Origin of the sequence: Nocardia sp. NPDC051981 (assembly GCF_040680715.1) — a bacterium.
Taxonomy (GTDB): domain Bacteria; phylum Actinomycetota; class Actinomycetes; order Mycobacteriales; family Mycobacteriaceae; genus Nocardia.
Genome location: NZ_JBFAXK010000008.1, coordinates 35,755 through 48,550, shown reverse-complemented (window position 1 = coordinate 48,550; position 12,796 = coordinate 35,755). Strand labels below are relative to the sequence as shown.

Here is a 12,796-nt window from a genome sequence, read left to right as displayed (position 1 = left end):
CAGAGTCTCCCTTCCTATGGCGAATTGCTATGCCGCCGACCGCTTTCGGGCATCGCGAAATGGACCTGCGGCGGTGCGACGTATCGCGCCGCCCAGGTCGTGGAAAACCGCACCGCCCTGGGTGATTCGACGAATGCGCGGATGGGTCCGCGCCGTGATCCAACTAATGCTCGAAGCGGCCTGGACTTCTGGTCCACCGGCCGGGATGCGACCGCCTCCGGGTCATCGCATCCTGGGTTTCCTGCTGCCGATCTCCTCCAACTGTCACCTGCATCACATGGATGCCGTTCATGGATGCGAACACTAGGCGTTTACAACATAAAAAGGAACTTTTTCCCGAAAAAAAGTTGGACGAGCGTCTAGTTGGGCGACATGCCGGTGCGAAGATCGCAATGAATGTGGGTACGACCACATGGCGAGGCGGCAGTGTGACAGGCCGCACTTTCGGATGTGGAGACTATGAGTCGAAACGTTGCAACTGCGTTGCATCGGCGCCCATGCGCCGATCCAGCACGCGAATCTTGGCTTCGATCTGCGCATACAGCGGAGACTCACGATCGACGGTGGCGCGATAGGTCGCCCACGCGGCCGCATCGTCACGGCCCTCGGCACCGGATGTCCACCGACTCAAGACCGAAGCGTCGCCGGAACGTAATACAGCGGTGCGCAGACGCACTCGCAATTCATCGCGAATGTCTATAACTCCAGGCGCGGTGGAACGCGGCAGCACCGGACCCGCGTAAAGCCGCACCGCCGAATCCACATCCCCGGAGTCCAGCGCGGCGCGCAGCGCCTCCACATCCGTGGCGATCGGCACGCGCAGTCGATAGGGACGCGAGCCGAACACATTCGACCCGACCACCGAACGCAAACGCGACATGGCCGCGCGAATGGTGGCGTTGTCCAGATCGGCATCGTCCAGCAGCAGCGCCAGGTGATCGGCCGACAGGCCCTCGGTGTGCTCGGCCAGCAGCAGCAGGATCTCGGCATGCCGCTGCGACAGGGGGACTCGCTCCCCCGCCACCGTCAGCTGCGGCTGGCCCAGCCCGAGCACCTCCAGGCCCAGCCGCTCCGGCGCCGGCGCATCGGCGTTCGAACGGCGATCCTGACCCGAACGGACCGCGGCCAGCAGCAGATCCATCTCCGCGGCCGTCGCGGCCGCCTTCACCAGCGCCAGGATCTCCGGGCGCGCCACCCGCACCCCGCCGGCAATCATCAGCACGCCCACCAGGCGGCCGTCCGGATCGTGCACCGGCGCCGCGGCTCCGGTGATCTGGTGCATGCGGTGCAGGAAATGCTCCGGCCCGTGGATCCAGGCCGCGCGGCCGGTACGCACCACCAGGCCCACCGCATTGGTGCCTACCCGGCGCTCGCTCAGGTCATTGCCCTCGCGCAGGCCCGCCTCCGCGGCCGCCTGCACCCGATCGGCATTGCCGTGCACCGAGAGCACCCGGCCGAACTGGTCGGCCACCACCACGATCAATCCGGTGCTGGTCGCGTCGCGCAGTAACAGCTTGTCCACCAACGGCATGACCGAGGCGATCGGATGCGCGTCGCGGTAGCGCTCGAGGTCGGTGCCGCGCAGGCCACGACCGTCTCCGTCGTCCATCGGATCGACGCCGCCGCGCAGACTGCGCAGCCATGACTCGAGCACCATCGGCCGCAGCAGGCCGGGCAACTGCCCCAGTTGATCCCCGCCCACACCGAGATACCCGTGCGCCTGGGCGGCATATGTTTCGAGCGCCCCGAGTTGACTGCCCGGTTCGACGCCGTGGTTGGGTTGCCCACCACCTGCGAGATTGCTGACCATTTGCCTTTCTTTCCGCCCCAAAGAGTACCGGCGCACCGAAGACCTCAAGGCGGAAGCCGGACGTTTGTCCGGCAGGTCACATACCAACGGGCGCCTCACAAAATGTGAGCTGCGTCTATTCACCTCCGCTACGCTCCGGCTGTTCGCGGCCCTCGTGACCCCGATTCTTCCCTCCTCCGCTCCTGCGCTTCGCTCCCCGCCCCGTCAGTCCAGATTCGGGGCGGGCCGCGAACCTTCAGCATTTGCATCTGAATGCGTCGGTCACTTTGGCGAATCAGCTTGTGGCGCTCCGCTTTTCGAAGCTTTCAGCTCGTCGGCAAGGTCGGCTTCAGCGCCGCCGCGCTGCGAATGCGGGCAGCGCCCCACCATAGACCCGTTCCGTAGGCGACATCGTCCAGCCGCCGGCACAGCACGTACCGGACCGGGTCCAGGCTGCCCGGCTCCCGGTGGGTGAACCAGTCCGCCAGGCCCTCGGCCATGGCCAGGGTGAACGCGATATGACGGACCCGCCGCGAGCACAGCATGCCCAGCAGCGTGATCGGCCAGTAGTGCCGGCACATGGCCGTCGCCAGCCGCCATACGCCGCCGGTGAAACCGCGCGTCAGATAGATGGCAGCCACCCGGGTCGGATTGTCCAGTCCAGCGAAGACCCGGCGTAGCCGGACCAGGGTGGCGGTCAGCGTCAGCAGACCGCCGAACACGCCCCAGCGCGACATCGTGCCCAACAGCACCGCGGCCACCGCGGTCCAGATCGGCAGCGACAGCGGCGCGGCCAGGCCGGGATGGCGCTGGGCCAGCGGCGCGACACCGGTCCCGTGGGTGACCTTGTGGGCGAACCACTTTCGCAGCGACACCGGATTGCTGTGCGCCACGCGGGCGGCCGGTTCGTAGCGCAGCCGCCAGCCCGCGCGGTCCAGCCGCCAGCACAGGTCGACATCGCCGCCCGCCGCCATGGTCTCGTCGAACCCGCCTTCGCCGAGTAGCGCCAGCCGGCGCACCAGCACCGCCGAACTCGGCACGTACGGCACCGGGCCGTGCGCGTGCACCGCCGACTCGCGGCGGCCGCGATGCACCGAGCCGCGGGTGTGCTCGTAGCGGGCCAGCAGGGTGGAGTCCGGATCCATGGCCAGGATGCGCGGGGCCACCAGTGCCACCTTGGGATCGCTGAAGTGCCCGAGCATGACCTCCAGCCAGCCGGTGCGGGGCACCACCTCGGGGTCCAGGAAGGCCACGAATTCGGTTGCCGCGGCCCGTAATCCGAAATTGCGGGCGGCGGCCGCCCCGTACCGGCGATCGCGGCGCAGCACCGTGATCCGGCAGCGGCTTCTGGCATCCGGGATCTGCACCGGCTGATCCGAGCCGTCGTCCACCACGATCACCGTGTGGCCGCGCAGCGCCGACAGCAGCCGGGACAGCTCGGGAGCATTGTTGTGCACCGGGACGATCACGGTGACGTCCTCCAGCGACGGCAGCAGCCGCGGGCGCGGATTCGCGACGCCGGAATCGAGAAGACGTCTGGCAACCCGAGCCGACGCGGGGTCGGTCACCTCGAGGTACCCGTCACCGATCAAGGCCGCAGCTTCCGGGGCGAGCCGTAGCAACCTCGTCGGCGTGCCGCCGACCAGGAGCCGTCCACCGGAATAAGTGCGCACCCTGGGATCGATTCGCACCCCGAAACCATCGGGAAGGCGATCATGGCGCATTCCCGAATGCTAAGTCAGCCAACCACTGGCAATGATGATCGGCGCGCGGTGTTTAATTGCCCTCCGCTTCGCTCCGGGTGCGGTTCGCGGCCACGGCGCAGGTCTATGGAGCCGCGGTCTCGATTCTTCCCTCCTCCGCTCCTCCACTTCGCTCCCCCGCTCCAAGGCGGAGGTCTATCAACCCGCAGCCCAGAATCGAGACGGCCGCGAACCTCTGGGTGACAGATCCGGCAGGTTCTCGAGGAATGGGGATCGCGGCCCGGGATTCGGCCTTGTCCACGCATCGGACCGTAGCTCGACGGCTGATACGGGGAGCGCTCTACACTGCGGGAGGAAAATCGGCAGTTGAACAGGTAGGGGACGGAAATCCGTGCCCGTGGTGGTCGAGGCGGTATGGGAGTCGGGCGCATGCAGACAGGCGGGGGCGGTAACACCCTCTCGGAATCCGAGATCGTCGAGGCCGCCCTCCGGGTGGTCCGGCAGGACGGTGTGGAGAAGCTGTCCATGCGACGGCTCTCCCGCGAACTCGGAGTTTCGCCGATGGCCCCCTATTACTACGTCGCCGACAAGCGCGAGCTACTCGATCTGGTCGCCACCGCCGCCCTCACCGGCGTGCGCAAGCCGCCACCCGAATTCGGCACGTGGCAAATGCGCTTGCGGGATCTGATCGACCAGATCGACGAGAAATTGCGCAAGCACCCGGGTCTCGGCGACGTGTTGATCGAGCAGATGCTCGGCAAACAGCTGGACCTGATCGCCGCCGTCATGGAAATCCTCTTCGACGCCGGTTTCGACGAGCGCAATGTGCTCTCCGCCTATGCCACCATCCACACCTATCTGTTCGGGCGCTCGAAGGTGAACCCGCGTGATCGGGCGGGCCTGCTGGACCGGGTGCTTCCGGAGGCGGTGGAACGCGCCACCAAACACCTGGCGGATCTCCGCGGCAAGTACTCCTACGACTTCTCGATGGACGTGCTGATCGCGGGCCTGGAAGCTCAGCTTGTCCGGCAGCGGGACGGCCACGTATAGTCAAACTAGAACACGTTCTAGTTTAGGTAGACTGCACCGGCTGCCCAGCACCGCCGGGTTCGAGAGGACACTATGACCACCGTCGACGTACCGCACAGCTCGCGATCGGCCGTGCTGCGGGTCTCCGCGGTCATCAACGAGACGGCCGACTCCTGCTCGCTGGTATTCGACGTGCCCGAGGATCTGCGTGAGCGCTTCACCTACCAGCCGGGCCAGTTCCTGACCCTGCGCATCCCCAGCGACCTCACCGGGTCCGTCGCCCGCTGCTACTCGCTGGCCAGCTCGCCGCACACCGACGACAAGCCCAAGGTGACCATCAAGCGCACCGTCGACGGGTACGCGTCGAACTGGGTGTGCGACAACGTGCAAGCCGGCGACTCGCTCGAGGTGCTGCCGCCCTCGGGCGTCTTCACCCCCAAGAACCTCGACGAGGACCTGCTGCTGTTCGCGGCGGGCAGCGGCATCACCCCGGTGATGTCCATCCTCAAGTCGGCGCTGGCCCGCGGCAACGGCCGCATCGTGGTCGTCTACGCCAACCGCGACCACGACTCGGTCATCTTCGCCCGGGAACTGCGCGAGCTGGCCGACAAGCACCCGCAGCGGCTGGTCGTGATCCACTGGCTCGAGCACCTGCAGGGCCTGCCCACCGCCGACGCCCTCGCCACCCTGGTCGCGCCCTACGTCGCGCACGAGGCGTTCATGTGCGGCCCCAAGCCGTTCATGGACCGCGTCCACGACGCCCTCGGCCAGCTCGGCATGCCCCGCAACCGCACCCATGCCGAGGTCTTCAACTCGCTCTCCGGCGATCCCTTCGCGGAGGTCGCCCCGAGCGAGATCACCGCCGAGGAAGCCGCCGACGCCGCCAGCGTCGAGGTCGAACTCGACGGCGAAACCCACGAGATGACCTGGCCCCGCAGCCAGACCCTGGTCGACATCATGCTCGCCAAGGGCCTCGACGTCCCCTACTCCTGCCTCGAAGGCGAATGCGGCTCCTGCGCCTGCACCGTCCTCGAAGGCGAAGTGGAAATGGAGAACGCCGAAATCCTCGACCCCGAGGACATCGCCAACGGCTACATCCTCGGCTGCCAGGCCCGCCCGGTGACGGATCACCTGAAGATCCAGTTCTGACAAGCCCGCGAAAAGCGAAATGTGGCCGCCGCGTCGAAAACGCGACGGCCACATTCTTATTCGAGGGGTGCGGCGTTGAACCCCGGAGAGCAACCGAAAAGTCGGTGCTGCCTAGTACGCCGAGAAGACGTTGTCGATGGAGCCGTAGCGGTGCGCCGCGTAGTTGCAGGCGGCGGTGATGTTGGCGACCGGGTCGTAGATGTCCCAGGACGTCCCGTCGACGTGGTACGCCTGGAAGGTGGGATCGATCACCTGCATCAGCCCCTTGGACGGGATGCCCGCGGCGGCGTTGGAGTCGTACAGGTTGATGGCCTGCGGGTTGCCACCCGACTCACGCTGGATGTTGCGGAAGATGCCGTCGTAGCTGCCGGGGATGCCGTGCTGGCCCATGACGAAGAGGGCATTCTGGATCCAGCCGTTCAGGTCGTTGGCGAAAGCCGGGGGAAGGACCTGGTTGAGCGGGGCCGGGAGGCCCTGGACGACCTGACGGATCTGGTCCTGCTGCGCAGCGGGGAGACCGTTGTCGAGCTGGATGGCCTGCTGCTGGACCTGCTGAGCGGTGGCCTGGAACTGGGGCGGGACGCCGTTGACGTCGGCGGCGGCCGGACCGGCGGCGATCACGGCCGAGACGGCCAGGGCCGCGGCGGCTGCGCCGGTGATGGTCTTGACGGGCTGGGCGAACAGGTTTCGTTTGATCATCATGGTGATTACAGGCGCAGAGCTCACCACGGCGGGCACCCGGAGGGACTCGCCGATGCACTGCATGGGTTGTGATGTGCAAGTGGCGGAACGAGATCTGGGATATTTCCCAGCTATCACCGTTCAGTCACGCTCCCGCCGAAGGCGGCGGTCTCTGCGTGGTAGTCACCGGCTCATTTCGAGCTGGTATCGGCCTTCACCGACTGATCACAGACTGATCTCGCCAAGTAAACGTAAACTGAACACAGGATGAACACTCAGCGCGAACTGACCGAGTGGTTCGTCACAGCAATCCGGCAGCGTCAGCTGCCGGGCCCGTTTCACCCACGGATCACCGCTGCGCGCGGTACTTCGCCCGCTCTTCGGGAGCGAGATGCTCGGTCGCGTAACTCAGTGCGGTACGGCCCATATTCGCCGCGTGCGCGTCCAGAAATCCGGTGAGAATCGCGGAATCCACCCGCTTGCCGATCTCCCGCAGCATCCAGCCCACCGCCTTCTGGATCAGATCGCGGCGATCGGAGAGCAGACGTTCACACAGCTCGAGCGTGGTCACGGTATCGCCCTGCTTGATGAACGCGAATGTGGTCAGCAAGGCCACCCGCCGCTCCCAGAGCGAATCCCCCGATGCGAATTCGTCGAGCAGGTCCCGGGGACGTTCCGACAGCCACGGGCCGAGAATGAACTCGGCCGAGGAATCCACCAGATCCCAGTTGTTCACCCGGCCGCGGCGCACGGCCGAAACATACAGATCGACGATCTCCCGTTGTCGCGCCGCACCACCGCCGCGATTGTGCGTCCCGCTCCCGCGTTTGCGTGTCGCCCTGGCCATTTCGCCGTTCAGAATCACCAATCCGGCCAGCCGGTGCTCGTGCACCGGACTGTCGAGCAACAGATCGATCTCCGAAAGCGGCAGGCCGGCAAATTGTTTCATCGCCTTCCGGGTCCGCGGAACCCGGACGCCGATGAATACATCCCCTTCCCCGTACTCACCCGGCCCGGTTTTGAAGAACCGTTGCAGATGCACCGCGTCGGCCGGATCGGCGAAGGCCGCCAATTCCGCCTGTACCGCGGCCGCCGTCAGGGTTTTCGACGGCACGCCGGTTCCGCTCATCGCGCCTCCTGCGTCCGTGAGCCGGAGAAGTCTGTCGATCGAATCCTAGATCTCTATCAAGCGGTTTCAGCCGCGGCCTGTAACAGCACCTCGCCGAATTTCCGCATGTGATCCGCTCCGCCGTACCAGGCCGCCACCAATTCCACGGCGGCCGTGCGAGTGCGCCGCGCGACGTCGGCCAGTTCGGCGACGGTGATCTCGCCGGATTCGACCGCCGCCGCGGCCACGTCCAGATCATGGCTGGCCACCAGCAGCCGCATGATGTGGTGCAGATCGATGGTGGCGTCGCCGGTCCGGAACTCGGCGCCGGCCTTGGTCTGGGCCTGGGTCGAATCCTGCTGCGCCACAGCTGGTTCCGGGGCGGCGCGCCGCCGGGACTTGACGCTCGCCGGACGCTCGGGCTCGGCCGGCGAAGCGGGCGCGCTCTCCCGCAGCGAGGCCGCGACGGCCTCCAGGTCTTCCATGCGGGCGGGGGTCTCCATGCGGGCCGGGCTCTCCAAGCGGGCGGGGCTCTCCAACCGGGCCGGCGGCTCGGGGTCCGGCGCGTGCCGGCGACCGGTGGGAGCCTCGAGGTCGGCGGGACGGCTTGCCGCGAATACATCCTCGTGCACACCGGAATGGGCCGCGAACGGCGAGCCATTGGCCGCGGGGCGCGCGGCGATCGTCTCGTTGTCCGCCACGGGCGCCGCCGCGTAGGGCTCGCTCTCGACGGCGGCACTGGTGAACGATCCGCTGTCGGACATGGATCGGGCGTAGGGCGACCCGTTGGTGGCGGGTCGTACCGCGTAGGGCTCGCCATTGGTGGCGGGTCCTGCGGCGAAGGGCTCGCCATTGGTGGCGGGCATCGCGAGCGGTTCGCTGTCGGTGGTGATCCGAGCCGAGAACGGCTCGCCGTCGGCGGCGAGCCGGGCGGCCACCGCCTCCGGGTCCGCGGTGCGCTGCGGCAGATCGGGGGCGATCCGGCGCGGCAGCGCATCGGGTTCCGGTGTGGCGCGCAGGGTTACGGGCGCGGTCGACCACTGCACGGCCTGCTCCTGGCCATTTCGGCCCGGGCCGGCGTAACTGCCGGTGTCGATGCCGGTCAGCACCGGGTTCGGCGACGTGCCCGGTGACGGGGTATCGGGATGGGTGAGTCGGTAGCCCGGCTGGCGCGCGGGGCGCGAATCCCCCGGGCCGGTGGTGAAATCGGCATCCATGGCCGACATTCTTACCGGCCCGGGGGAAGGGGTGCGACTCGGGCTGGGGCCGGGGCGTGCGCACGGTCACCGCGAAACCGGCTCACGATCAACAGTATTGGGGTGTTGACGCCGCTCAGCAATTGCTCGGAGCGGGTTCGCCGCGCAACCGCGCGTCGATCCACCACAGTGCGGCGGGCAGACCCAGCACCGCCGCCGACAGATGTTCCGGGGACTGATTCATATCCATATCCAGTCGCACCCCGGCCGCGCAATAGCGATGATCGGTATTCACGATGGCGTCCACCGGAATCAGCGGATCACTCGGCGAATGCCATTCGAAGATGGGTGTATTCGGCACCCCGTCGTACAGCTCCAGGCTGTTCTCCCGCAGCACCGACATCACCGCCGGATCGTCGATCAGCGCGGTGCTGGCCGCGAATTCGCGCGCACTGTGCCCGGCGCCGATCGCCATGATCTGATTGGTGCAGCCATTGGCCATGGCATTGCGCGCCGCCAGGCCGGCCGTATTCATCTGGGTGCTGATCGGCAACCGGTCCGGATACTCCCGCTCCAATCCGATGGCCGCCGCCATCGCCAGCCCGAACGCCGGATGTGGTTGCAGACCAAGGGCGTTCACCATCTTCACCAGATTCATCGGCACGCCGCCCGTGGCCGCGCCCGCGATCTCCAACTCCGGCGCGTAGCGGGGCGCGAGCGCCGCCGCCCACGCGGTCGCCATGCCGCCGCCGGAATATCCGGCCATCGCCACCCGGCTGTTCGCCAACGCCAATTCCGGCAGCCGCTTCGCCGCGCGAATACCGTCCAGGGTGATCATCCCGCCCAATCTGGCCGCACCGTAGGCGGAATTCGGGCCCAGATGATCCGGCAGCGCCACCGACCAGCCGCGCCGCAGCGCCACATTCAACGCGACCGCCTCGCGCACCTGCAGATTCGGGTCGTTGGTGTACAGCACCCGCGACACCGCGCATTCGGTGCCCAGGCCGTTGATGATGTGCTGATACGACAGCAGCGGCCCGTCCGGCTGGTGCTCGCGCGGGGTGAGCACCGTGGTGACCGCCGCGATCGGAGCGCCCTCGGAACTCGTGGACCGGAATTTCACCATCGTGACTGTGGCCGCGGGAAATATCAGCAGCGGCGGCATCGGCCGCACCGCCAGCACGTCGCCCGGATCATGGTCGGCGATGTCGGCCGGTTGCGCGTAGAACGGGTCCGGGTCGGGCGCGGGATAGATCGGATCCGCGTGCGCCGCGGGCGTCGTGCCCGCGAGCACCAGACCCGCCGCCAGGATTCCGAAACCACGCAGCAACAACTTGGCATTCATCAGGTCCTCCACTAACTTCGCAGTGGGAATCAGACGATTACCCCACAACGAGTGTGGTTCGGGAGTTCTTCAGAAGAAACAGCGACACGCCAGCAAACATTCTGCGGTCGCTCCGGGTTCCCACCGGCTCAACCCAGGTGGGTCATGCCCGCCGCCACCACCTGCGCCACATTCAGAATCTCGTCGGCCGTCGGCAGCGGCACCCCGTCCAGGGCGTGCAACCGATCCGTACTCGCGATGGCCAGCATCGCGGACACCCACGCCGCCGCACACGCCCGCAATGTCCCCGGCTGCACCGGGGCCGGCGCGCTCGCCGCCAGCACCCGCGCCGTCGCGTCCAGCAACTGATCCCGCATGCGGCGCAATTGTTTCCGCACATCCGGGTGGGTATCGGCCTCGCGCCACATGATCACCCGCAGCACCGAGGAATTGTTCTCGCGCAGATTCAGCGCGGCATCCATATTGACCAGGCTCTTGGCCGGATCACCCGGCACCACCACCGACTCGATATCCAGCGGCTGCGAGGGGACCCGCTCGGCCATGAGCGCCGACAGAATGGCGCCCTTGGTCGGGAAGTAGTAGAAGATCAGGCCCTTGGGCACCCCGGCCTCCTCGGCGATGGACGCCGTGGGAGTCGCGTCGAATCCATGGGCCGCGAAAAGCCTTTCAGCGGCATCCAGGATGAGCTGGCGAGCGTCACCGTCGACCTTCTTGCTGCGACGACGCCCCACCCGGCGGGGCACGGGTCCCACATTGCGCAGCAGTTCAGACTCTGCTGTGCGCGGCGAATCCGATTCCGCCCTACGTGATGTGGGCACTGCTCGACTTCCTCCTCACGCTTCGACGCGGAGGCGGCCGCCACCGGTCGGCGGACGTAGACGACAAGCATAACGCGCGGACCCGCCGGCCTCGCCGCGTCTCCCATGCTCACGAGGGCTGTGCACCCGTGATCACACGGAGAGCCGAGGCCGGCACGCCGCGAATCGGTCAGTGATGCGCCGCCGCGCCGAAGCGGCCCGACACCTCGGGCATCTCAGCCAGCGCGACCACGACCGTCAACGCACCCACGATCCACGCGACCCAGGATGCGCCGCTGTAGGAGTGGAAGTTCATCACCCACGGGGAGATGAACATCAGGACGCCCAGCACGCCGAGCGCGTAGCCGACCATGCCGGTCGCCATTTCCGCGATCTGCGCCAGGCCCGCGAGTGCGACCAGCACGCCGAGCACCACGAGGGTCCACAGTGCGCGGTTGCTGTGCGCCACCCAGATCGGGGACAGCGCGGCGATTGCGCCGAGCACGACCGTCATGGCCTGCTCCGCGCGACTCACGGTGAACATGGAATGCCTCCTTTGAAAGGCCAGGGAATATGTTCTGATCTCGTTGTATTCCTGATTGACTGCCCGATCAATAAATGGCCGGATACGATTGGGCCGCATCTCGGGTGTGACGGTCGACACGTCGGCGCAGAACCTCGGGAACCGCTATGGTTGGCGCATGTCGCACTCGGTAGAACACGTTCTAATTGTCGGCGCGGGCCTCGCGGGACTGCGCACGGCCGAAGAGCTGCGACGTGGGGGTTACACCGGCGAACTCACCCTGCTGGGCGACGAGAACCGCGCGCCCTACGACCGGCCGCCGCTGTCCAAACAGTACGTGCGCGGCGAAACCGACGACACCGCCCTGCGGCCCGCGGAATTCTTCACCGAACAGCAGATCCGGCTGCGGCTGGGAGTCGCCGCCACCGGCGTCGACACCGCCGCCCGGCGGGTCCGGCTCTCCGACGGCAGCGAAGCCGGATACGACGCCCTCGTGATCGCCACGGGTTTGCGGCCGCGTCGAATCCCGGGTCTGCCCGAGGTCGCCGGCGTCCACGTGCTCCGCTCGCACTCCGACGCCCACGCCCTGCGCGAACACCTCGGCAGCGCACGCAAGGCCGTCATCGTCGGCGCGGGCTTCATCGGCTGCGAACTGGCCGCCAGCTTCCGGTCCCGCGGCCTCGCGGTGACCATCGTCGAACCCCAGCCCACTCCCCTGTTCGCCGCACTCGGCGAGCAGGTCGGCGCGCTGGTGGCACGGCTCCACGCAACCGAGGGCGTCGAACTGCGGTGCGGGATCGGCGTGGAATCGCTTGCCACCGAGGGCGACAGCGTCCGCGGCGTGCGACTGACCGACGGCAGCGTGATCGGCGCCGACCTGGTGGTCATCGGCATCGGATCGGTGCCCGTGACCGGCTGGCTCGACGACTCCGGCATCCCGCTGGCCGCGCCCGCCGAGGGCGGCGGCGTCCTCACCGACGACACCGGACGCACCAGCGTCCCGGGCGTCTGGGCGGTCGGCGACGTGGCCGCCTGGCCGCACGCGAGCGGCCGCAACAAGCGCGTCGAACACTGGACCAATGCCGGTGAGCAGGCCCAGCTGCTGGCCGCCGCGCTGCTGGGCGCCGACCCGTCCACCGAGGTGCAGGTGCCCTACGTGTGGAGCGACCAGTACGACATGAAGATCCAGGTGCTCGGCATCCCGGCGCTCGCCGACGAGGTGCAGATCGTCGAGGACAAGGGGCGCAAGTTCCTCGCCCACTACCTGCGCGGCGGCGAACTCGTCGCGGTCGTCGGCGCGAGCATGGCCGGCAAGGTCATGAAGGCCCGCGCCCAGCTCGCCGCGACCCTGCGCCCGTCGGCGACGGTCGGCTGAGCTTCTCTACCGCGGTCGGCTGAGGGCTCTCCGCCGCGGTCGGCTACGCCACGCCCACGCGGTTTTTCGACCCGCGGTTCGCGGCGGAGGCGGTTCCTTCA

General features: G+C 67.7%; 11 protein-coding genes. 3 read left to right on the top strand and 8 right to left on the bottom strand.

Going from position 1 to position 12,796, the window contains the following annotated elements; translation table 11 throughout:
* Positions 1-457: 457 nt before the first annotated feature.
* Both AB0L60_RS16920 and mftF read right to left on the bottom strand, forming a co-directional pair.
* Positions 458-1,810, bottom strand: a complete 1,353-nt coding sequence (locus tag AB0L60_RS16920) for a GAF domain-containing protein (protein ID WP_364614139.1) — start codon at positions 1,808-1,810, stop codon at positions 458-460.
* A 305-nt stretch (positions 1,811-2,115) separates the two neighbouring features.
* Positions 2,116-3,513 (bottom strand): mycofactocin biosynthesis glycosyltransferase MftF, encoded by a 1,398-nt coding sequence (gene mftF, locus AB0L60_RS16915; RefSeq protein WP_364614136.1) that lies wholly within the window; start codon positions 3,511-3,513, stop codon positions 2,116-2,118.
* Between the two features lie 408 nt (positions 3,514-3,921).
* Here mftF and mftR2 point away from each other — a divergent pair, with 408 nt between their 5' ends.
* Both mftR2 and AB0L60_RS16905 read left to right on the top strand, forming a co-directional pair.
* Positions 3,922-4,542 carry a mycofactocin system transcriptional regulator MftR2 gene (gene mftR2, locus AB0L60_RS16910; RefSeq protein ID WP_354836466.1) on the top strand — a complete coding sequence of 207 codons (621 nt, stop codon included), beginning with the start codon at positions 3,922-3,924 and terminating at the stop codon, positions 4,540-4,542.
* Between the two features lie 72 nt (positions 4,543-4,614).
* A complete protein-coding gene (locus AB0L60_RS16905; protein WP_364614131.1) occupies positions 4,615-5,670 on the top strand; it encodes a ferredoxin--NADP reductase in 1,056 nt (351 codons plus the stop codon).
* Positions 5,671-5,781: 111 nt separating this feature from the next.
* Here the strand turns inward: AB0L60_RS16905 and AB0L60_RS16900 are convergent, their stop codons facing one another.
* From AB0L60_RS16900 to AB0L60_RS16875, 6 genes are all read right to left on the bottom strand, one after another.
* On the bottom strand, positions 5,782-6,369 hold the full coding sequence (locus tag AB0L60_RS16900) for a transglycosylase SLT domain-containing protein (protein ID WP_364614128.1): 588 nt from the start codon (positions 6,367-6,369) through the stop codon (positions 5,782-5,784).
* Positions 6,370-6,700: 331 nt separating this feature from the next.
* Positions 6,701-7,480 carry a DNA alkylation repair protein gene (locus AB0L60_RS16895; RefSeq protein ID WP_364614125.1) on the bottom strand — a complete coding sequence of 260 codons (780 nt, stop codon included), beginning with the start codon at positions 7,478-7,480 and terminating at the stop codon, positions 6,701-6,703.
* A 56-nt stretch (positions 7,481-7,536) separates the two neighbouring features.
* On the bottom strand, positions 7,537-8,676 hold the full coding sequence (locus tag AB0L60_RS16890; RefSeq protein ID WP_364614122.1) for a hypothetical protein: 1,140 nt from the start codon (positions 8,674-8,676) through the stop codon (positions 7,537-7,539).
* 115 nt (positions 8,677-8,791) lie between these two features.
* Complete coding sequence (locus AB0L60_RS16885) at positions 8,792-10,000, bottom strand: lipase family protein (RefSeq protein WP_364614119.1); 1,209 nt, start codon at positions 9,998-10,000, stop codon at positions 8,792-8,794.
* 128 nt (positions 10,001-10,128) lie between these two features.
* On the bottom strand, positions 10,129-10,764 hold the full coding sequence (locus AB0L60_RS16880; RefSeq protein WP_364614557.1) for a helix-turn-helix domain-containing protein: 636 nt from the start codon (positions 10,762-10,764) through the stop codon (positions 10,129-10,131).
* A 223-nt stretch (positions 10,765-10,987) separates the two neighbouring features.
* Complete coding sequence (locus AB0L60_RS16875) at positions 10,988-11,341, bottom strand: SPW repeat protein (protein ID WP_354836478.1); 354 nt, start codon at positions 11,339-11,341, stop codon at positions 10,988-10,990.
* A gap of 157 nt (positions 11,342-11,498) precedes the next feature.
* Between AB0L60_RS16875 and AB0L60_RS16870 the strand changes: the two genes are divergently transcribed.
* Positions 11,499-12,695, top strand: coding sequence for an FAD/NAD(P)-binding oxidoreductase (locus tag AB0L60_RS16870; protein WP_364614115.1), 1,197 nt, complete (start codon positions 11,499-11,501; stop codon positions 12,693-12,695).
* Positions 12,696-12,796 lie beyond the last annotated feature (101 nt).

Bases quoted from the DNA above. Each gene is read 5' to 3' on its own strand.
- AB0L60_RS16920 (WP_364614139.1), bottom strand. From the start codon at position 1,810: ATGGTCAGCAATCTCGCAGGTGGTGGGCAACCCAACCACGGCGTCGAA.
- mftF (WP_364614136.1), bottom strand. From the start codon at position 3,513: ATGCGCCATGATCGCCTTCCCGATGGTTTCGGGGTGCGAATCGATCCC.
- mftR2 (WP_354836466.1), top strand. From the start codon at position 3,922: ATGCAGACAGGCGGGGGCGGTAACACCCTCTCGGAATCCGAGATCGTC.
- AB0L60_RS16905 (WP_364614131.1), top strand. From the start codon at position 4,615: ATGACCACCGTCGACGTACCGCACAGCTCGCGATCGGCCGTGCTGCGG.
- AB0L60_RS16900 (WP_364614128.1), bottom strand. From the start codon at position 6,369: ATGATCAAACGAAACCTGTTCGCCCAGCCCGTCAAGACCATCACCGGC.
- AB0L60_RS16895 (WP_364614125.1), bottom strand. From the start codon at position 7,480: ATGAGCGGAACCGGCGTGCCGTCGAAAACCCTGACGGCGGCCGCGGTA.
- AB0L60_RS16890 (WP_364614122.1), bottom strand. From the start codon at position 8,676: ATGGATGCCGATTTCACCACCGGCCCGGGGGATTCGCGCCCCGCGCGC.
- AB0L60_RS16885 (WP_364614119.1), bottom strand. From the start codon at position 10,000: ATGAATGCCAAGTTGTTGCTGCGTGGTTTCGGAATCCTGGCGGCGGGT.
- AB0L60_RS16875 (WP_354836478.1), bottom strand. From the start codon at position 11,341: ATGTTCACCGTGAGTCGCGCGGAGCAGGCCATGACGGTCGTGCTCGGC.
- AB0L60_RS16870 (WP_364614115.1), top strand. From the start codon at position 11,499: ATGTCGCACTCGGTAGAACACGTTCTAATTGTCGGCGCGGGCCTCGCG.